Origin of the sequence: Parachlamydia acanthamoebae, from assembly GCF_000875975.1 — a bacterium.
Classification (GTDB): Bacteria; Chlamydiota; Chlamydiia; order Chlamydiales; family Parachlamydiaceae; genus Parachlamydia; species Parachlamydia acanthamoebae.
Genome location: NZ_BAWW01000008.1, coordinates 218,773 through 238,841 on the forward strand (window position 1 = coordinate 218,773; position 20,069 = coordinate 238,841).

At 38.9% G+C, this 20,069-nt stretch carries 24 protein-coding genes; 18 read left to right on the top strand and 6 right to left on the bottom strand.

Annotated features, from left to right (window positions below):
• Positions 1-81: 81 nt before the first annotated feature.
• Both rpmJ and rpsN read left to right on the top strand, forming a co-directional pair.
• The gene (gene rpmJ / locus AOM43_RS04985; RefSeq protein ID WP_006340143.1) at positions 82-219 is read left to right on the top strand and encodes a 50S ribosomal protein L36; all 138 of its coding nucleotides are present in this window, start codon (positions 82-84) and stop codon (positions 217-219) included.
• A gap of 12 nt (positions 220-231) precedes the next feature.
• Positions 232-537 carry a 30S ribosomal protein S14 gene (gene rpsN / locus AOM43_RS04990; RefSeq protein ID WP_006340142.1) on the top strand — a complete coding sequence of 102 codons (306 nt, stop codon included), beginning with the start codon at positions 232-234 and terminating at the stop codon, positions 535-537.
• Positions 538-595: 58 nt separating this feature from the next.
• Here rpsN and AOM43_RS04995 read toward each other — a convergent pair whose 3' ends face one another.
• Positions 596-1,021 (bottom strand): DUF4339 domain-containing protein, encoded by a 426-nt coding sequence (locus tag AOM43_RS04995; RefSeq protein WP_006340141.1) that lies wholly within the window; start codon positions 1,019-1,021, stop codon positions 596-598.
• Positions 1,022-1,232: 211 nt separating this feature from the next.
• Between AOM43_RS04995 and AOM43_RS05000 the strand changes: the two genes are divergently transcribed.
• Together AOM43_RS05000 and AOM43_RS05005 are read left to right on the top strand one after the other, a co-directional pair.
• Positions 1,233-1,703: an Asp23/Gls24 family envelope stress response protein gene (locus tag AOM43_RS05000; RefSeq protein WP_006340140.1), complete on the top strand. Its 471-nt coding sequence runs from the start codon at positions 1,233-1,235 to the stop codon at positions 1,701-1,703.
• 9 nt (positions 1,704-1,712) lie between these two features.
• Positions 1,713-2,237, top strand: coding sequence for an Asp23/Gls24 family envelope stress response protein (locus AOM43_RS05005; protein WP_006340139.1), 525 nt, complete (start codon positions 1,713-1,715; stop codon positions 2,235-2,237).
• A 30-nt stretch (positions 2,238-2,267) separates the two neighbouring features.
• Here AOM43_RS05005 and AOM43_RS05010 read toward each other — a convergent pair whose 3' ends face one another.
• The gene (locus AOM43_RS05010) at positions 2,268-2,687 is read right to left on the bottom strand and encodes a BON domain-containing protein (protein WP_006340138.1); all 420 of its coding nucleotides are present in this window, start codon (positions 2,685-2,687) and stop codon (positions 2,268-2,270) included.
• Positions 2,688-2,869: 182 nt separating this feature from the next.
• Here AOM43_RS05010 and AOM43_RS05015 point away from each other — a divergent pair, with 182 nt between their 5' ends.
• Positions 2,870-4,351 (top strand): hypothetical protein, encoded by a 1,482-nt coding sequence (locus AOM43_RS05015; protein ID WP_013925260.1) that lies wholly within the window; start codon positions 2,870-2,872, stop codon positions 4,349-4,351.
• Positions 4,352-4,354: 3 nt separating this feature from the next.
• Positions 4,355-4,969 (top strand): tRNA 5-(aminomethyl)-2-thiouridylate-methyltransferase MnmM, encoded by a 615-nt coding sequence (gene mnmM, locus AOM43_RS05020; protein ID WP_006340136.1) that lies wholly within the window; start codon positions 4,355-4,357, stop codon positions 4,967-4,969.
• Here the strand turns inward: mnmM and AOM43_RS05025 are convergent.
• A complete protein-coding gene (locus tag AOM43_RS05025; protein ID WP_013925261.1) occupies positions 4,919-5,515 on the bottom strand; it encodes a 3'-5' exonuclease in 597 nt (198 codons plus the stop codon). The genes mnmM and AOM43_RS05025 overlap by 51 nt on opposite strands.
• A gap of 217 nt (positions 5,516-5,732) precedes the next feature.
• Between AOM43_RS05025 and AOM43_RS05030 the strand changes: the two genes are divergently transcribed.
• From AOM43_RS05030 to AOM43_RS05075, 10 genes are all read left to right on the top strand, one after another.
• A complete protein-coding gene (locus AOM43_RS05030) occupies positions 5,733-6,131 on the top strand; it encodes a hypothetical protein (RefSeq protein ID WP_006340135.1) in 399 nt (132 codons plus the stop codon).
• A gap of 130 nt (positions 6,132-6,261) precedes the next feature.
• Positions 6,262-6,582 (top strand): hypothetical protein, encoded by a 321-nt coding sequence (locus AOM43_RS05035; RefSeq protein ID WP_006340134.1) that lies wholly within the window; start codon positions 6,262-6,264, stop codon positions 6,580-6,582.
• A gap of 23 nt (positions 6,583-6,605) precedes the next feature.
• Complete coding sequence (locus tag AOM43_RS05040) at positions 6,606-7,187, top strand: Maf family protein (RefSeq protein ID WP_006340133.1); 582 nt, start codon at positions 6,606-6,608, stop codon at positions 7,185-7,187.
• Positions 7,184-8,872 (top strand): HEAT repeat domain-containing protein, encoded by a 1,689-nt coding sequence (locus AOM43_RS05045; RefSeq protein ID WP_006340132.1) that lies wholly within the window; start codon positions 7,184-7,186, stop codon positions 8,870-8,872. The genes AOM43_RS05040 and AOM43_RS05045 overlap by 4 nt, the downstream gene beginning before the upstream one ends.
• A gap of 17 nt (positions 8,873-8,889) precedes the next feature.
• Complete coding sequence (locus AOM43_RS05050; RefSeq protein ID WP_059359292.1) at positions 8,890-11,091, top strand: LPS-assembly protein LptD; 2,202 nt, start codon at positions 8,890-8,892, stop codon at positions 11,089-11,091.
• A complete protein-coding gene (locus AOM43_RS05055) occupies positions 11,091-11,618 on the top strand; it encodes a GNAT family N-acetyltransferase (protein ID WP_013925263.1) in 528 nt (175 codons plus the stop codon). The genes AOM43_RS05050 and AOM43_RS05055 overlap by 1 nt, the downstream gene beginning before the upstream one ends.
• A 52-nt stretch (positions 11,619-11,670) precedes the next feature.
• Positions 11,671-13,095 carry a UDP-glucose dehydrogenase family protein gene (locus tag AOM43_RS05060; RefSeq protein ID WP_059359295.1) on the top strand — a complete coding sequence of 475 codons (1,425 nt, stop codon included), beginning with the start codon at positions 11,671-11,673 and terminating at the stop codon, positions 13,093-13,095.
• A complete protein-coding gene (locus tag AOM43_RS05065) occupies positions 13,064-13,993 on the top strand; it encodes a polyprenyl synthetase family protein (protein WP_226987404.1) in 930 nt (309 codons plus the stop codon). The genes AOM43_RS05060 and AOM43_RS05065 overlap by 32 nt, the downstream gene beginning before the upstream one ends.
• A gap of 85 nt (positions 13,994-14,078) precedes the next feature.
• Positions 14,079-14,744: a sugar transferase gene (locus AOM43_RS05070; protein ID WP_006340127.1), complete on the top strand. Its 666-nt coding sequence runs from the start codon at positions 14,079-14,081 to the stop codon at positions 14,742-14,744.
• Positions 14,745-14,746: 2 nt separating this feature from the next.
• On the top strand, positions 14,747-15,280 hold the full coding sequence (locus AOM43_RS05075) for a hypothetical protein (RefSeq protein ID WP_013925265.1): 534 nt from the start codon (positions 14,747-14,749) through the stop codon (positions 15,278-15,280).
• 48 nt (positions 15,281-15,328) lie between these two features.
• Here AOM43_RS05075 and AOM43_RS05080 read toward each other — a convergent pair whose 3' ends face one another.
• A complete protein-coding gene (locus tag AOM43_RS05080; RefSeq protein WP_050784540.1) occupies positions 15,329-15,907 on the bottom strand; it encodes a hypothetical protein in 579 nt (192 codons plus the stop codon).
• 32 nt (positions 15,908-15,939) lie between these two features.
• Positions 15,940-16,449 carry a hypothetical protein gene (locus tag AOM43_RS05085; protein WP_006340123.1) on the bottom strand — a complete coding sequence of 170 codons (510 nt, stop codon included), beginning with the start codon at positions 16,447-16,449 and terminating at the stop codon, positions 15,940-15,942.
• A gap of 234 nt (positions 16,450-16,683) precedes the next feature.
• Between AOM43_RS05085 and AOM43_RS05090 the strand changes: the two genes are divergently transcribed.
• Both AOM43_RS05090 and AOM43_RS05095 read left to right on the top strand, forming a co-directional pair.
• Positions 16,684-18,873 carry a hypothetical protein gene (locus AOM43_RS05090; protein WP_226987405.1) on the top strand — a complete coding sequence of 730 codons (2,190 nt, stop codon included), beginning with the start codon at positions 16,684-16,686 and terminating at the stop codon, positions 18,871-18,873.
• The gene (locus AOM43_RS05095; protein WP_059359299.1) at positions 18,866-19,669 is read left to right on the top strand and encodes an aminotransferase class IV; all 804 of its coding nucleotides are present in this window, start codon (positions 18,866-18,868) and stop codon (positions 19,667-19,669) included. Before AOM43_RS05090 ends, AOM43_RS05095 begins: the two co-directional genes overlap by 8 nt.
• On the opposite strand, the gene AOM43_RS05100 is transcribed toward AOM43_RS05095, so the two are convergent.
• On the bottom strand, positions 19,652-20,038 hold the full coding sequence (locus tag AOM43_RS05100; RefSeq protein ID WP_006340120.1) for a YidH family protein: 387 nt from the start codon (positions 20,036-20,038) through the stop codon (positions 19,652-19,654). The genes AOM43_RS05095 and AOM43_RS05100 overlap by 18 nt on opposite strands.
• Positions 20,039-20,069: the final 31 nt, after the last annotated feature.

The following is a 20,069-nucleotide window of genomic DNA, read 5'->3' on the forward strand; positions in this document are numbered from 1 at the left end:
GATTGAAAAGAATTCTCCATTGATCTATAAAAAACGGATAACTATTGAAAAAAGCTCATAAAGAAAAATCAGGGTATTGTCATGAAAGTAAAGGCATCGATTAAAGCCGATAAATCCAAGGGAGACATTCTGGTCCGCCGAAATGGACGTCTCTACGTACTTAACAAAAAAGATCCCAATCGCAAGCAGAGACAAAAAGGTCCTGCACGTAAAAAATAAGAAAGGAAAATTATGGCCAAGAAGTCATCTGTCGAAAAGCAAAAACGCCGCGAGCGCATTGTCAAGCTCAAGTGGGACAAAAGACAAGAGCTCAAGAATAAAGTCTACAATATGAATCTCAGCGAAGAAGAGCGAGAAGAAGCACGTACGGCTCTTAACAAAATGCCTAGAGATTCCTCCCCTATTCGCCTTAGAAATCGTTGCCAACTCACAGGGCGCGCAAGAGGATATCTTCGTAAGTTCAAATTGTCTCGTCTAACTTTTCGAGAAATGGCTCTTGCCGGATTACTTCCTGGGGTTACTAAGTCCAGCTGGTAATTAGAAAATTCAAAAAAGCTTAGACTAAGCGCTAAGCTTTTTTTTGATCTTTATCCGTTTAATTCTTTTCAAGACAGGTCATTAGCGACCGAAGATCCTCAATTTTTTCCCAACCCGTCATCCCCTCACTCCACACTAAAGTAGACAACCGAATCTTCTCTGCTTTCCAAAGATCGATCAATACGGGCATCGAAACAGGCCCCACGGACTTTTTGTTTACATCTACATAAAACCAATCCTTACTCCACTCCACTGGATGCACATCTAACAACTCTTCCTCTGAAGAAGAGGTTGAATCCGACTCCTGTTCCGCCTGCTTTTTTTTCGAAAGATCGGGTAACAGAAATAAAACAAGCAGTCCAAGAAGACTGAATAACATACCAATAACAAACCACCGGAATGGATCACGCCCTTTAACTCGCGCATATTGAGCAGCAAGACTTCCAACTAAGGCTAAAAAAATAAGTGAAGAAAAAAAATGCACAAACTACCTTGTAAATAATAACTGAACCTTGTTCAGTCCATTTTGAATAAGATTTATTATACAGCGATTCCTTGAAAAAGTCAACCTCATCCTCTAGAAAACAAAATATTTTATTGAATTCATTCTAAAATGCAAAAGAACGTTTATTTTATTAGTTTGGCATGTTACATTGAAAAACAATCAGATTGTTTGTTTAAGGAGCTTGCCAGATATGGGAGAAGAAAAAACTCGCAAAGTCGATACCAAAGAGTTCGAACTACCTGAAACTGTTTTCATCCGGGATATTGAAAATCGTGTCTTTCAAGGGATTGTTCTACAATGCTTAGCCAGAGTAGAGGGGATCACCCTTGTGGAAGGAAACTTTATCGATAGTATTCTAGGACGTGGAAATGTGGAGGGTGGAATCAAGGGGATCTACTCTGAACAAGACAACAAAACACATACCGTTGACATCAAAGTAGAAGTGAACATCTGCTATGGGGTTTCGATTCCTGATAAGGCGGAAGAAATTCAAACTAAAATCGCAGAAGAGATCACAAAAATGACGGGACTTCATGTATCACGCGTGCATGTAGTATTTAAGAATATCGTCTCTCCTTCACAAATGAAAAAAATTCTCGGACCAAGTGCACCTATGCCCGTGGAATCAAACCTAGAAGACGAATATAACGACGAGTTTTAAGCAAATCCGATGGGAAATCTGTTTTATTTTTTAATGAATTTTGTTTTAGCTCTCTTCTTTCTTTTAGTTGGAATTGCATGCTTGCTTGTTTCATTTTTCCCGCAAATGCGGATTGAAATTTTGCGACTCATTACAGACGGAACATGGATCATTTTTTCTGCGGGCGCCATTTTTGTGCTCATTAGTTGCACTATTTTTTTTCAACTCTTCCTCACTTCCCGACGCAAAAGCTACGTGATTCGCTCAGGCAAAAATGCTGTCGAAGTGGATCAATCTCTAATCGAAGAATATTTAAATCTTTATTGGAGGCAAGTATTTCCCCATCATGCGATACCCACACAGGTTCAGATTAAAAAGAATCAGATTTATTTAACAGCTGATTTACCTTTTATGCCTGAAGAGGAACAAGGGACATTTCTTAAACAATTTGAAGAGAATATTAGCGAACTTTTTACTCGTACATTGGGCTATCGAAACGATTTCTATCTATCGATTAACTTCCAAGAAAAACCTAAAGCCTTACCAGAAAAGTAAGCTCCCTAACTTTATTAGGGAGCTTCCGAATTATTTGGAAACTTCCGTTTGATCTTCTACTTTACGATCTCCTACAACTTGCTTAACTTTTTTAACAAGATCAGCTTTTGCCTTTTCGTTTGGCACTGTTCCTTTTAAGTTAATCGTCCCTTTGATGATCACAATTTTGATGTTACCCGCTTGAGATTCAAGATCCTTATCTTCTGCGATCGCTTGACGGATTTTTCGCAACCAAGGTCTGTCTGCATAAGAATCAGCTTGATCGCCAGGATGCGTGTCCGTGATTGAAGCATCTTTAGACTTCGTGCTTGTCGCATCTAATGCACTATCTGCATCAGCTGTATAGTAAGAGCTCGGATTTGGTGGTGTAGGACCTGTTGGAGTTTCTTTTTTTTCACAAGCTGTAAAAAGCATTCCCAATGCAGGCAATAGATAAATCACTTTTTTCATAATAACTCTCCTCAAATATTTAAGAATTGGGGTTAGAAAAAATCAAAACCTAACCTTTTAAATTGGAATGTAAGAATCCCCTCGCATCTTGTCAATATTTTTTTTATATATTTTAGATAGTTTTCTTAAAAAATAAATTCTGATAATATTGCTTGGAATTTCTTAAATAAAAGGGTTTAATAATGAAAGTATTAATAAAATCTTACTCACTTAATGCCGCTCTAATAAAACCCTTTTCAGATCAAGTGAAAAAAGGCAAATGGCATCATTGGAAAAGAACCTTCATTGTCGAAAACCACACAGAATCAGGATATGCGGCGGTCACTTTAAATGCGTGGGAAAGATTTTTATCCAAACTGACGCAACGATTCATCACAAATGAACTTAAAATGGGACAAATCCATTTTATCGATCGCTCAAGCATTGAAAAAAAAATCTCAGATGTCACTCACCCTCTAATTTCCACCCCAAAGACTCATCCCTCTGAGCCGATAACCAAAAGGCAGCAAAACTATCAAAATTCAAGAGTAGGACTTAAAAATGCAGAGGAACTTTCATCTAAAGAACTAACAGACATCATTGCGATCTTTGAAAAACAAAAAGACAAATCCTCTGCGTCTGTGAATCTCAAAAAACGCCCCTTTCAAAAAAACACATATGAGGCTATTTTGCGATCAATGATTTCGGAAGGTGAAATTGCTGGCTATATTTTAGCGGGCATGGATTGCAAAATTTATTTTGATAGGAATAAGCTTCCTAAAGATGAAGCCCTAGTAGATATAACAAAACTCAAGGTCTTCTGGCAAAAAGTTAACGACCTCAGAAATTTACCCACTAACAATTTCTCCCCTAAAGAATTTGGCTATTTTCTTTCTGTTATTGAAAAGCTCGAAGTCCAATTTAATGAACGATTGATTAAAAATTGGGATCAAGCCTTTCTTTTACCTCCAAGCAAACTTTTTTCCACACAAAAAGCCAAAGTACTCGATTATCTTGTCAAAAATAAAGTGATTGATGCTTGGACTTTAGATGAAGATAATTGGTATGCAAGAATAGATGAAAATGACCTAATCGTTAGAAAGCCTTCAGACCAGTGGCGAAACAGGGAACTTATTTCGCAAGGTTATCAAAAAAACGTTTTAAACATAGCCGACGTTCATTTAGCCGTCTATGGTTTAACCAATCTACAAATTGATTTCCTTTGCCAAATTACACATGATTTGAATGCTTTAAATTCTCACGAATCTTTGTACTATGAACTAAGACAAAAATTATCCGTTCCAGGATCCCTCAATGAAGATGAGGTTTATATTTTAAGCAGAATGCATGAAGAAAAACTCATTCATGCCGTTAACGTTATCGAAAATAAAAATTATCTATATCGAATCATTGTATATCCAACCGCAAAAAGCGCGGTAGAAGACTTTTTAAACAATGGGACAAATTTTCGAAAAGCTTTATGGCAACAAAATTTCTCACAGGAAGAAGCCTCTCAAATACATGCCCTTCGGAAAAATTTTATAAGCGGAGAAGTTGTACAAGATATCTCCTTTTTATCTAGTAAGGCTCACACTTTTTTAAGTCCCTATTGTCATATCTTACACAATCCTGAAGAAAACACTTATGAAGCCAAACTCCTCGAATATAAAGCCAAAGATTTTTAATGTATGTTTACACAATATCCTCTCTTTCAATCTCATTTAGATGTGGCACATAACCACTGGAAAAAACTCGTCAACCCCGGTGACACGGTGATTGATGCAACCTGTGGGAATGGACATGATACACTCATCTTAGCCAAACTTGTGCTCGACTCAAGCTCAGGATGCGTGATAGGAATGGATGTGCAACCACAAGCAATTGCAGCCACACGCGAAAAACTTGCAAAAGAATTATCCGCAAATCAAATGGAACGCCTACATTTGCATTGCGCCTGCCATTCTATTTTTCCGATTCAAACCGAAAATTCGGTTCAATTGATTGTCTATAATTTAGGTTATTTACCAAAAAGTGACAAGTCCCTCACAACATGTGTGAATACAACACTTATAAGCTTACAAGCAGCCCTCTCTTTAATTGCTCCAGGAGGAGCTGTGAGCCTTACATGTTATCCTGGGCATGAAGAAGGAAAAAGGGAGGAAGAAGCAATTTTGAACTTTGTTCAAAAGCTTCGACCACAAGAATGGAGCTGCAGCTACCAAACTTGGGTCAACCGCCAAAAAGCACCTGGCTTACTTCTGATCCAAAAAGCGAACACCAAAAAGTGTTTGATAACAGAGTAACAAATGGTTCACCCCATTGATCGCTCTATGCGGCGAAGCTTCAGGAGGCAAATGAAAATAGCTTGCGATGGAGTCCTTTGATAAACTTATTGCATCCGGGACATCTTCATTGATCATTTGCCAAAGCTCGACTCTTTTCGTCCAATACATCGAAGCTAAATCCAACCAATGATAAGGCCAGTTCAAACGCTCTTGTGTATAGGTATCGACCAGTTGATTAAAAAAAGGACGATCAAAACTTGGATTTTGACAAATAAAGACAGATTTTCCCCTCTCGATTCCAAGCTGAGTAAAAAGAGCAATGACCTCTTCTCGAATGTGCAAAGGAGCATCTCCCCCTAAGACCAGTTCACGCGTGTAACCGTTAATCTCTAAACTCATAGGATCAGTTTTTTGCCAAATCTCAGAGGGATGATTAACCAGCTTTTGATAGGTGGCACGGGTTTGATTTCTTGATAAATCCACAACTTTAAAAGCGATGTCTATCACCACGTGTTTAGTACAATCTAAACCTGTTGTCTCTAAATCTAAAAATACAGCTTGCATAAAACCACATAAATTCAGGAATTAAACTTCCGATATTGGAGTATTTATCTCTCAATTTAACAAACTTTCTTCTCTGAAAACAAGAATAAAGATTGCTAACAAGAGAGTCTCTATATTTTTTATTGATTGATTATTTTTTTAATATTTGCTAAATTGAATTTTAATACTTAAATTTACTTCAATTTTTATTAAGAATCACAGGAACATCTTTTTTCTTATGTCTCTCAATCTAATTGAAGGGTTTTGTCGTCTTCTGATGCGATTTCGTTATCCCGTTTCTCTTCCTGAAGATATTGCACAAGCCCTTGGGATTTCCTTCTCAAATTTTTTAACGTTTGATCAGCTTATTGAACAACTTATTGATCCAAATTGTTCACCTAAAAGACTTAAAAAATACATGCCGCGTGAAGATGCAGAAGCCGCCTTTGAATCCGCCTGTAAAAAAGACAAGTTTTCACAGAACTCCCTTTTTTCTTACTATTTCAATGAAGGGTGGCTAGAATTTATCCTGCAGTTTGACAGTCATTCCCGCCTACGACGCATCTATATCCATCATAATAAAATTCTGCAAGAAGAGGGCGCAGAAATTCCTCTAAAAGAGACCTCCCCTCTTTAAACTCTTCCAAAAAATTTCCTAACTTGAAACAGAACCACATAAACTTGGGTTTTAAGCTCGACTTTTAACCCGATTCGGACGTAGACTCTAACCAATAGTCCAATGCTTCCTAAAAATAGAAGGGTAATGCATGAGTACAGAAATCGAAAAGCGCATTCTTGTCAAAGTTTTCGTCGGATGTCGTTTACATGCTGAATTGCGGTTACAGCTTAACCAAAGCCACGCCTGGAAACAAGTCAAGATTGAATCTAAACCACAAGATGGCACGCTTTGCGAAGTCCACTATCAGCAAAAGGATTATGTTGGAATGTTTTTACCTCAGGAAACATTGACTCTTTCCGAATTAAAAGAATACGAACGCCTTGTCCAACAAAAATTCAAAGAGTACTGCCCTTCTTTGGAAGAAGAAACGATTAAGCTTGTTGTATTCCCCCAAATTTTTATCAGTTAATTTTCTTCTTTGGATAGGCCTCCATGACTCGCTTGATTTTAGGTTCACAATCTCCAAGACGTAAAGAAATCCTAGAATACTTTTCAATTCCTTTTGAGCAGATTTCTTCCTCTTTCGATGAAGACTCGATTGCTTTTCAAAATAATCCAGAAGAATACGTTTGCGCTATTTCACAAGGGAAAGCTGAAGAATTAGCCCGAAAATTTCCAAAGGCCATCATTTTAACTGCAGACACCATTGTCCATAAAGATGGAAAAGTCTATGGCAAACCAAAAAATCGAGAAGAGGCCAAAGATATCTTGCAACAATTAGCTGGACATTGGCACCAGGTCTACACAGGAGTGACTGTTCGACATGCAAAAGAACACCATTCTTCTTTTGAAAGAACGCAAGTGCTATTCCATGCCCTCACACCCGAAGAAATCGATTTATACCATGACAAAATTGCATGGCAAGATAAAGCAGCAGGCTACGCTATCCAACAAAATGGGAGCATCATCATTCGTTCAATTGAAGGCTGTTATTATAATGTTTTGGGATTGCCAGTCCATACCACAAAACTTTTGTTAGCAAAAGTTGGAATTAATCTCTGGGAGCACTTGTGAAATATCCCTTTTATTTTTTCAGTATCTTTAGCTTGTTTGCTTGCTTTGCTGTCTATAGCCAAACTGACTCTCCCCAAAAAAAACAAGTGCTGTATTTCATGCAAAGAGGAAATACCCAGCAAGCTTTGAGTCTTTATCGCCAAATATGTGATGAAACGGGCAAACACGATTTCGAGCTACTTGAACAAGTGGGTTTGATTCTTTTGGATCAGGGGCTACGCACGCGCGATCCAGAAGTTCAGCTTCTGACGATGTTTGGAGCTGGCATGGCGACAAATGATAAAACATTGTACATGCTTGAAGAAGGCTTAAAAAGCCCGAATCCCATGCTGCAACTCATCAGCTTAAACTTACTTGCAAGTTCTTTTGATGATGAAGCTGATGATGTTTTAATGCATGCGATGCTTTCAAATGAACTCTTAATCCGTTTAGAAGCCGCCTTTCAATTGGCCAGAAAAAAGCACCCACAGGCTGTCTCTCAAATTGAATCTTTAATGTACAAAGTGCCTGATGCATTACACCCTCTATTTCCTCAATTGTTTGCCCTAGCCGGAAATGCTGAAGCCTTTCAGATTATTCGCAAATTAATGGCTTCTCCCAATCAAGATACACGTCTTTCTGCAATTCATTGTGCTGCAAAGGCTGGTCGAGATGATTTTTTGCCTCAGATTCGCATTCTTGCTTCTCAGCACGATGTACGGCAACAAGAAATCTGCGCCTATGTCTTAGGGATGTTAAAAGATGAGCAAGCCATTCCCCTTTTAGAGAAACTTGCTCAATCGGGAACAATCTCTATTCGCCTAGCGGCTTTAAACGCGTTGTATGAATTGGGACACAAAGAAGCTTGTGAAGGAATAGTTGCTGCCGCAAAAATCCAGAATCCCTATGCCTTTACACTTTTAGGAGACATCAAAGGATATGAATCTACCCTGTACGAGCTGTCTAAATCTGGTTCTGCTGTGATTAAATTAAATGCCTGTTTAAGTTTACTTCGACAAGGTGATAGACGCTGCTTACCTTTTCTTGCAGACATTTTATTACAAGATTCCCGCGATTTAGCATTCGTCAAAGCAAATTCTCCAGGATCATCTTTGTTCTATTGGAAAATCATCCCTTCCGCTCATCATAATCTCGCCAATAACCCTTCTGCCTATGAGTTATCCGTATCGATGCGCGAGCAAGTTTTAGTGGAAACGCTAGACTTACCTGAAGAAGATTTCTTGGACATTGCCACAGTCCTTTTTGAAAAGGAACAGAATGATTTAATCCCCTGCCTAGTCGATTTACTAGAAAACGTGCAAACGCCGAAAGCGGTCGAACTCCTCAAAAGGTTTCAGCAAAAAGCGGGAGCACCCCTTATCCGCAATTACTGCAACTTGGCTCTATATAAATTAAAAATTCCCGGCCCCTATGAAGAAAATTTAAAAAAATGGGTTCTTGAGCAAAAAGATAATGAACTGATTCGATTCCGCCCTTTTCTTCCCTGGGAAACGCGCTCCGACATTTCTTCTTCCCCCTACCATCTAACACCACACGAGACCTCCCGCCTGCTGATTGATTCTTTTGAAGCTTTGGCCCGTTCCCAAAATTATGAAGGGATCCAAGTCCTATTAGAAGCGATACAAAATGGCAATCAAACAAATAAATATGCTCTTGCCGGGCTTCTATTAAGATCTATTCAATAAAATTACGCTTTCCATACATGTACACTTATTTGCGATCACAAATTAATCATCTTAAACTGTTAAAATTTCACTTTTTTTTCAGCTTACTTCTATTCGTTCCTCTTAGCTCTATGCAGGCAAATGATGACGAGAAATTAGTCGATGACCTTTTTGCCCAAGGTATTACCGTCGATTTACGCTCTCCTTCTTTTTCAGATGGCGTTTTACATACAGATCAAGGAGGCGTTATCCAAGGACGCGATATTCGCATTCAAGCAAAAGAAATTACCTATACCAAAAAAAAGCTCGATAAAAAACCAGTTTGTCTTTTGAATGCACAAGACTCTGTCATGTTAGAGTTTGGAGATTATGTGTTTGTCGGATCCCGCCTAGATTACGATTTTCAAACAAATTCTGGAGTTATTTACGATGCAAGAACAGGCATTGAGCCTTGGTATTTTGGAGGGAAAGAGATCGAATTATGCGCGGATGGCAACTACCGAGTACGCCATGGGTTTGTCACAACATCCGAAAATTACATTCCGGAATGGCAAATCTCTTCCGATGAAGCATCATTAACAGATGGACGCAATGTCGCAGCCAAAAATGTTTATTTTACTTTTGTCAAAATGCCTTTGTTTTGGCTTCCTTCTTTTAAGCTAAACCTTAATACCATTCTGGATAATCCAATTCGCTATAATGTGCGTTGGGGCGGAAGACAAGGCCCTCGTATTGGAATGACTTACGAGGTTTTCTCTTGGAATAACTGGAAAACATTTTTTCGTTTCGATTATCGAATTCGTCGTGGCCCTGGAGCTGGCTTTGAAACTTATTACCGCTCTCCTGATCATCGGGCCGAATTTCAGTCGATTAGCTATATTGCTAGAGATTCCTCTCTTTTACACCCTAGCGAAAAGCTACGCTACCGCTTTCAAGGTATTTACCACAATTCTGTTCTGGATGATAAGGTCACCATTGATCTGACCTACGACAAGTTAAGTGATAAAGAGATGGCTACCGATTATCAAGATAAAAGCCTTGAGCTAGAAACAGCCTTACGCACACAATTGCATGTTCGCCGCCAGCACGAACAATGGATTACAAACTTCTATACTGTCGTGCGTGCAAATGGTTTTCAAACGCTGAAGCAAGAACTGCCAACTATCAAAACCAGTTGGAGACCCTTTGTCTTAGGCCCCACCCGCGTTATTACGGATATGCATTTTACAGCTTCCTATCTAGATTTTGTTTATTCCACCCCAAATAAATGGAATGTCCCCGATTACCATGCCACACGCCTGGCTTATACACAGCGTTTTTATCGTTCTTGGAAAGCTGGGATTTTTAATATCAGCCCAGAAGTTGGCGGAAAATTGATTTATTACGGAAATAGCCCCAAAAAAGATGACCGTTTGCTTACATTTGGAGACTTTGGGTTCAATGCACATACAAAATTTGAGCGTTTTTTTGGAAACTGCAAACATGCCGTGCAACCTTATATGCAATATCGTTATTTAACTAGCCCTACCGTATCTCCAAACGATCACTATATTTTTGATATTGATGATGGTTGGTATCGCCTTAATTTATTACGCTTTGGGGTTAGTCAAAGTTTGTATTGTAAAGAAGGAATTGGCTGCTTCCAACGCCCCATTTTTGCTGATTTGTATGCATATGCTTTTTTTGATACTTCCACCATTCACAGTGCCGTTCCTAAGGCCTATGCGCAAGTCCGATTTGCCTCTTTTGAGACCTTGCGACATATTTTAGTCACTTCGTGGGACTTTGAGCATCAGCAATTAGATGAGTTTAATTTTCACACCGATTGGACCATCAGCCAAAACATTGCTTTTGCGTGTGAATATCGACATCGTAGTGCTTTCCACTGGAGAAAAGTGGATCAAACCAATTTCATTTTAGATTCTTTTCGCAAAGAAAATTCTTTGAGGCATTCTTCACTATCCGACCGCCGCGATACACTGCTATTTCATCTTTTTTACCGTTTCCACCCCGCTTGGTCCATTGAATTTGAATCTCGCCATGGCTGGAATCGAATGAGAGAACCTTCATACAATGAATTTGAGATTGATCTTAACACAATTATTCGTTCCTGCTGGCATGTTCAACTTTCTTATCGACACAAAGAAGATGATGACCGTCTTGCCTTATATTTATCTGTGGGAATGAAACGCCCTGATACTTCCTGTTCACGCAGTTTTTGGCCTTCTCTGGAGTTCTAATGAATATGACGATTTCTAAAGCCTCTTTAGATGATTGGCAAACAGTTCAAAATCTTGCGCGATTTTACGTTTACGATATGGCTCGCTACTGCGGTTTTTTACCCGGCTGGGAGACGCCACCAAACGGTCTTTACACATGTGACGATTTAAGCTCTTACTTCACAGACTCCGATAGATATTCTTTTTTGATAAAAGTGGATCATGAATTGGCTGGATTTGTTTTAATTAACAAAGTAGGCAGCATCCCCGAAGTTGATTGGAACATGGGAGAATTTTTTGTGATTTCTAAGTTTCAAGGAAAAGGTGTAGGCCGCACTGCGGCTGAGCAGATTTTCATGCAATTTCCTGGTTTATGGGAGGTCATGCAAATCCCAGAAAATAAAGGAGCGATTGCTTTCTGGAATAAAGTCATTCAGCGCTACACAAACGGACATTTTATGCATACTCAAACTCTTATTCCTAAACCGATAGCGCATATAATGGAGGTGTTAAGATTTGACTCCCTCTTAAATTTTAACCATTTGTAATTTTGTTCAATTATGCTATTGTTTTCTTTTTACTAATCACAAAAAGGGTTCTATGGATTTATTAATTATTGGCACTGGATATGTGGGATTAGTCACAGGCACTTGTCTTGCTGAGATGGGACACCATGTTTTGTGTTTAGATATTGATCATCAAAAAATTGATGGCCTTAATCAAGGTTTAATTCCAATCTACGAACCTGGATTGGAAGAAATGGTTAAGCGTAATATGAAAGCTGGCCGCCTCCAATTTACCACAGATTATGCGCGGGCTGTAGCTTCTGCTGTGGTTTGCTTTATCTGTGTCGATACGCCTGTATCTGCAGATGGAAAAGCCAACCTTACCTTTGTCAAAAACGTCGCGCGTTCTTTAGCTGAGCATATGCAAGAGTACCGGATTATTGTTAGCAAATCTACAGTCCCCGTGGGCACAGCGAGCATGCTTTCCTCCTTAATCCAAGAAGTCTTAGACGAACGCCAGGTAAAAATTGAATTCGATATCGTTTCCAATCCAGAATTTCTAAAGGAAGGGGATGCGATTCATGATTTCATGAAACCTGATCGTGTCATTATTGGAACAAACAGTGAACGCGTCAGCGAAATCATGCACGAAATCTACTCACCTTTTATGCTCAGCCATGATCGTTTAATTATTATGGATATTCCTTCTGCCGAACTAACCAAATATGCCGCCAATGCGATGTTAGCAACCCGTATCTCTTTTATGAATGAACTAGCAGGTTTTTGTGAACTTACAGGCGCAGATATTAACAAAGTACGCAAAGGTATTGGCGCCGATAAAAGAATTGGCTACTACTTTCTGTATGCCGGAGCTGGCTTCGGAGGGTCTTGCTTTCCAAAAGATATTCGCGCACTTTGTTCCCATGCCAAATCATTGAGATACCCAACACCTTTGTTAGAAGCGACTTTTTCTGTAAATGAACGTCAAAAAATGGTCTTGAGTGAAAAAATTTGTGATTACTTTGCCCAAAAAGATGAACAAGGGGTAAAAGGAAAAACCATCGCTGTATGGGGCTTGGCTTTTAAACCCGAGACAGATGACATGCGAGAAGCACCTTCAATTAAACTCATTGAACATCTTCTATCCGAAGGAGCGCAAATCCGAGTGTTTGATCCAGTTGCACTTGAAAACGGCCGCAAAATTTTTGGCTCCCATGCCGCTGTCCACTTCTGTTCAAGCGAACAAGAAACTGCTCAAGGAGCAGATGCAATCGCGTTAATCACCGAATGGAAACAATTTCGCTTTCTCGACTTTAAAATGATTTTAAATGTCATGAAAGGCAATGCCTTTTTTGATGGACGTAATCAATACACCCCAGAAGATATGTCGAAAAAAGGATTTGACTATATCAGTATCGGTCGGCTACAAGCTTTAGCTGAACAAAGAAAACATTTTTTAGATTCAAAATTTCCACCCATTGAGGATCATGCTTCAGCCAATGTCACCCTGCTGTCATAAAAATAGTGAGAAAATTTACCTAGAGGAATTTCAGCAAGTAGCTCTCCAACATATTGAAGCCTGTTTAGAAAAGCTTTTTCCTGAAAGCCACATGCCCTATCAATCCCTCTTTGATGCAGCACGCTATTCTTTGCTTGGTGGAGGCAAGCGCATTCGCCCCCTATTAAGCTTAGCTGTGATTCAGGCCTTGACGGGAACCTTCACGCAAGCCATTCAGCCAGCCTGCGCTCTAGAACTTATTCATACTTATTCATTGGTACATGATGATCTACCCTCAATGGACAATGATGATTTCAGAAGGGGAAAACCTTCTTTACATAAAGTTTTTCCAGAAGGACATGCCATTTTAACCGGAGATTTTCTTCTTACCTACGCATTTGAAGTTTTGTGCTCTTCCCCTGGTTTGACTGCGCAGCAAATCGTAGAACTTGTTGCCTTGCTTGCTAAAAGCGCTGGAGGTCACGGAATGATCGCCGGACAGATCATGGATATCTCGGCTGTTAACCAAACGCTCACATTGGACAATCTGCAACACATTCATCAAACAAAAACAGGTGCTTTGATCACTTGTGCAGTTGAGTTTGGTGCCATTGTTTCGGGTTGCGCACCTGTAGAACGCGCTCTTTTGCAACAATTCGGAAATGAGATTGGACTTGCCTTTCAAATTATTGATGACGTTTTGGATATCACTTCCAGCCACGCCAAACATGGAGATTCTGTCGCTTCCGATTTAAAAAACAATAAGACAACTTATGCGACGCTTCTAGGGGTTGAAAAAGCTCAATTACTAGCCCAAAAACATGTTCAAACAGCCTTAGCAAAGCTTGAAAAATTGCCGTTAAAAACCGACCTATTAAATCAACTTGTTGCTAAAGTTTGCCCACACATTCATGTATAATTTTTTTGTTGCCTGTTTATTAAAGTTTAGATATACCGCTTGATGATAAGTAAACCTTTCAAAGCAATTAACAAATTGATATCTGATGAATCAGGAATATACAAGTTACGCACCGAACGAACTGGAAGTACAGGTTAAGCACAACCCTGCTAAAAGGCTATTTGATATTTTTTTCAGCCTATCTGCACTTTTCGTTTGTGTTCCTTTGTTTATTATTGTGGCCATTAGCATTAAACTCTCTTCCAGAGGCCCCGTTTTCTTCTCGCACGAACGGATTGGAAGAGGAGGAAAACCTTTTAAATGTTACAAGTTTCGCACCATGTATCCGGATGCAGAAGTTCGCCTAAAGGAAATGTTGGTCATCTGTCCCAAAACACGGGAAGAATGGAATCAATCCCATAAACTCAAGGATGACCCTCGCGTGACCCCACTCGGCTCTTTTTTACGTAAAACATCTCTCGATGAGTTTCCTCAATTTTGGAATGTTTTGAAGGGAGATCTGAGTGTCGTTGGACCACGCCCGGTTGTCCAAGACGAGATTGCAAAGCACTATGGAGTTAAGGCAGCAGACATTTTGCGCCTACGCCCTGGAATTACAGGACCTTGGCAGGTTTCAGGTAGAAGCGATGTTTCTTACGACACTAGAATTATGTTGGATCAAAAATATGTTGAAGACCAATCGATTATCTTGGATCTTAAACTCATTGCGAAAACAATCCCTGCTATTTTCACATCTAAAGGCGCTTATTAGGAATGAACCTCTATTCCAAGCAGATTAACAGCGCCTTTCTCATTAGTTTACTTTTCACGTTTCTTACACCCGCTCTTTTTCACTCCTTGCGCATCTTGTTTTTTTCCCCTTTTCTCGTTATCCTTTTTTACAAAAAAAAACTATCGGTTTGTTTGTGGAGTGCTTGCTTATGTGGAGTAATTATCGATCTTCTTTCCTCCCACTCACGTTTAGGCATCCATGCTTTTGCCTATGTCTGCACAACGTGGATCCTTTTTGGTTTTAAACGCCATTTTTTTGCAGATAGCTTGAGCACATTACCTATCATGACTTTCTTTTTCTCTGTATTGACTTCGACAATCTTACTGCTATTGGTTTATACGTTTGAGAAAAACATTCACATTCATCCAAATTGGATTTTAACTGACCTCATTTTTTTCTCAGCTCTCGATGCCTTGTATGCATTTTGTATTTTTATTCTTCCTGCATGGCTTTTTGGAAAGCCGATCAGAAAAGGAAGGGAGTATTTTAGAGAAAGAAGCTTTGAGAAGGGCTAAAAAATGTTGCCGCAAACCTTGAAGGCTGCGGCAATCATAGAGCAACGATTAAGGCTTTTTATTAACATCCGGGACAATCTTTGTAGAAGAAGGAACTTTTTTATCTCCCTCTTTTTTCCCGTCATCAACATCCTCATCGTCATCATCGTCGTCATCGTCATCATCATCATCATTTGAATCTGATTTTTTCATGCATGCTGCAAATTTTTGGGCTTTTTGTTGCTGAATATCATCAAGCATTACCTGAATTTGCTTTGTATCTTGAATCCCATGTTTTTTCAAAACAGTTGAAAAAACCCCTAAAAGTGTCTCTCTGAAAAGTTTGACAGCGGCTTGACGATCACTTGGATCCTTGAGGGGGTTTGGGTTCATGCTAGCCGCTTTGCTTTCAACAAGCTTAATCACTTCTTTGTCTTGTTGTTTAAGCTCAGAGATAATTGCAGCCCATTCTTTCTCAGGCACTTTAAATTTTTTTAAAGTCACGCTAACAAAAGATTCGGGGAAATATGAAAGCAAAAGCTCTTTTGAACAATCTTCTGTTGTTTGTTCTGCAGCCTTAGCTTCAAAGGGCATGGCAAAAGCCACGACTCCCAAATATAATGAAAGCGCACAATTTAACAGCTTCATTCTTCTCTCCTTAATTTTGGATAAGACTAAACTCAATATGGAATTGGATTTTTGTTTGGCGTTAGCCTCCGACTATCTAAGCAAGCTTTTAATCGTGTCGCATGACGCCCCTTGATATATTCAAAACTAGATCGAATTACAACTGGACTTATCGGATTTGCGACATTTAAAGCAAGCATCACATCGCTATATTCCGCAAATAAAACTTGCATGAGAATGCGTACTGCCCGATCTGGATCAAAAGGATTTAGTAATGGGTTCGGACGCATTTGATTGGCAATATTTTTGACTTGCGCCACAATCCGCTCTCTTCTATCTCTGAGAGACTGGTAAACGAGCATCCATTGACTTTGAGCCACCCCGTTCATATTCAAGGCTTCACTCAACACATCATAGGAAAAAAAATTGACCTCTATTTCTTTGAAGCAAGCTGGCGTATCATCATAAGCCATCACGACTTGCGAGGGTATTAAAAGAATAAATAGAGCTAGAGCAGTCCCTAAAAAAACCTTATCTGAAAGACTTAAGTATTTAAAAAACATACACTTAACCTCATTCATCACATTTCGGTTTTATCATCTTTTCATAGACTATGAAGGGCATTCATTTTTGTAAAGCTCTCTTTAAAAAACTAATCTTTTCAAAATAAATTAACTTCATCAATGATTAAAAATATGATTGCTTATATACATCAAATCTGGTTTGTTTAAAACTATTTAGGAACGAAAACATTTGTGTACGTTGATTGCATTTTTTAACTATTTTTGAGAATTATTATGACTAGTAAAATAGGATCTGGATCAGGATCCGGCATTTCCAACCTTATTAATTTTTATGAAGCTCCTCTATCCTCATCCCACGTTGGATCGCTTTCTTCAGCGAATTCTTCTAGATCTCAAAACGCTTCCGAATCCAAAAACCAAGTGCCCAAACTCAATCTCTCCCATTCTGCAGTAGATAAAACAAATGCTGTTTCAGCGGAAATGCTCAAAGCCGAAAATTCAATGACTTCCCCACGTCTAAAGCAAGTGCGCATTGGTGCGCTTTCATCGGCAAATCCCCTGAGTATTTCTTCCACTAAACCGAATGTGCCACAACTTAATCTTGCTTCAAAAGTGGAAAAAGTGGAGACCGTTTCAGCAGAGGCACTTCATCTATCTCGAGCTGAAACTTCTCTGACTTCTCCTCTCCATAATCAAAAGCGAACTCGAAGCCGTTCTGTCGCAGCAATGCATGAAATACGCCAAGCACCTTTTATAGAGACAGCTAAAACAAGTCGAAAGTCCTCTGAAAATATTCGAAAATCATCCGATGTCGCACAAGTCGGTTCTCGTCAGTTAGTTAAGAATCCTTTTTCTTCACCTCTTTCACCAAGAGATTCGGAAAAAGAAAAAGAATCAAAAGCAATCAAATATATCGAACAAAAAATGAAATTTTTTTTAAAAAAAGATTTCGATAATTTATCTTTTGAAATTTTTCAAACAGATTGCTTTTTCGGACAGCTCACACGCTTTATGGTAAAATTAAAAGCTATCGAAAATGAATTAAAAAAATATTTCAAAAAAAACACAGTCGACAAAGAAGATTCCCTTAATGTATTTAAACAACAATTAGAACACTTACTTTCTTCTTCTCCTGAAAATAACATCTACAATAAAGTTGAAGAACTTCGAAACTTTCAACCATTAATCGCCAAGTTAATTGAATTAAATAGCTATTTTATAAAAACAAAAAGCAGCCATAATCCCCTCTATGCTTTAGATGAATCAGATTTAAAATTTATTCAATTCATGCTCGATTGGAATATCTCAAACACATTTTATTGGACTCAAACGAAATCTGAGACGACATATAAAATTCCTGCTACAGAAATCATGCGCTCGCTTAGCCCTAAAGAAACCAACCGAATCATTGCGGATGTTTTTTTAAATGGAAGTCACTTGATCAAAGCAGACACGCTTATAGAATCAAAAGAAGAATTATTTACAACACTTATCACAGCGATTGATGCAGCACAAGGCTTAAGCGAAATAGCTGTTACTGACCAAGTCTCTCTCTTTCTATTTTTTGTATACGGAGAACCCAAAGCCTTAAGAGTCATCCATGAAGCTCTTTTATCTCCAACAGTCAACTGGGACCTGATTTGTGAAACACTCAAATTCCAAATCCCAAGGAATCTTATGGAAAAATTTGAGTCTTTGCAACCTAAGCTTTTGAAAAATATGCAAAAAGCCTTTGCTGAGATCCCTTATTTCGATAGAGAAGACCCCTTATCAGTTCACGAAATTTTCAGCTTTCTTGATACAATTAATAAAGGTCTGGTCGATTGGAAAATTGTCCAACAAGTTTTAAATTGGAAAGCGTCTAAAAATGAGGAAAAAAGCCAATTTGAGCGCAAAATGGACACATATGCTCAAAGCATTAATGTGGCGATTAGAAAAAGTGAAAACACTCTTTTACGTCTTCTAGTTCCCCCTTATAAAGCTTTGCAACTTTGTACAGTCAACTGCCTGGGGTACGCAACTTCTATTTATAGAACCTATTTGCCAGATTTAAACAATGGTTCGTGTGATCTATTAATGCGAAGCACTGCCGATGTAAAACGCAGCTTTCACTTGACTGTAGAAAAAGATCAATACAGCATTCAGATTCCTTTACAATATGCAATCTATCCTAAAACCAATCCTGAAGACAAAGACTGTGTTCAAGTTCATCTAGGGCTTCGTTATATTACGCTTAACACGAATTTGATCATTTCTTCCGATTTGCAAAATATCCAAGGAAAGATAGAAACCGCCCTTATCGTTCACAAGGAAGGGAAAAAAAATTCTGCCAAAATATTAGATGTATTAAAGTCTTTCCAAAAGAGTTCCGTTGAATTAAGAACTTTATTTCCGGAAAAGACTTTCTCTCCTTTCCAATTGAGATATCAAGAAAAGCCTGAGAGTAAATCCGCGCATGACTGATGTGATTTATTTTAATGAACATTTCTATCCAAGTGAAGCTCCTTTGTTTACGGCAAAGGAGCGCGCCTTTTTGTATGGAGACGGTTTTTTTACCTCTATACGGCTTTCAGAGGGAATCCTTGCACACCTCGATTTACACCTCGAACGTTTAAAAAAAAGTGCAGAAGTTTTGAATATTTGTTTTTCTCCTATTAATGAAAAAATCATTCAAGAACTTATCGCACGCAATCATGCCGAAACGGGTATTTGGAAGTTAAAAATCATTATTACAGGAGGCGATTCGGCCTCTTTAGTCCTTCCTCAGCGGCAAGGTCAAGTTTTAATGACTTTAACACCTTACATAGAGATTCCTTTTAAACCTCTTTTTTTGGGTCTTTTTCCAGAACCCATTATGCGCCCTTTTGCTCGTCACAAAACATTAGCTTACCTCGATCAACTTGCTGTTAAGCAAATGGCGATCCAACAAGGTTTTGATGACATGCTTATTTTAACTTCTCATAAGGAAATTCTTGAAACGACTGTTGCGAATATCTTTTGGATGGATGAGCAAACTTTTTATACCCCCTCTCCCACCTTGCCCTTGCTTTATGGAATTGGTGTACAAACATTTGAAAAAATAGCGAGCAAACAAGGTTGGAAAATTCAGCATGGAGCCTATATACTTGAAGAGATCCCCTCAAATGCCTCTGCTTATCTATGCAATGCTTTAATGGGCTTTCGTCCTGTTACACAAATTGCTTATCGCACTTTTGCGCGCAATTTATCGATTGAGCATTTTTTACACAATAAACAGTAAAACCAAAGATAGCACAACAAGAGTTATTGATAGCACAGCAAAAACTTGCGGCGAAATCCCTTCTCGATAATCAACCTTAAGTCGGATTGAACTTCGTTTGTAGTTGATAAATGACAAAATAAAAATCAGAATTCCCCAAAAAATAAGAATCATTCCCACAATTCTTGCGGCAAATTCATGCACAGGATTCGCAAATGTGAGCAAGCGAACGACGGCAACTCCACCACCTACTCCAGCTAAACCTGTACGGATCCATGACAAAAATGTACGCTGATTTGCAAGTCGATTCCGCTCTTTAGCGAGTCCCGTTCGTTCTTGTGCAAGCACAACGCGTTCGTCGGGGGGGCCATTTTCATAGAGAGTCATCATCTCCTCCTTGACAAGATGCTTCGTATTATCA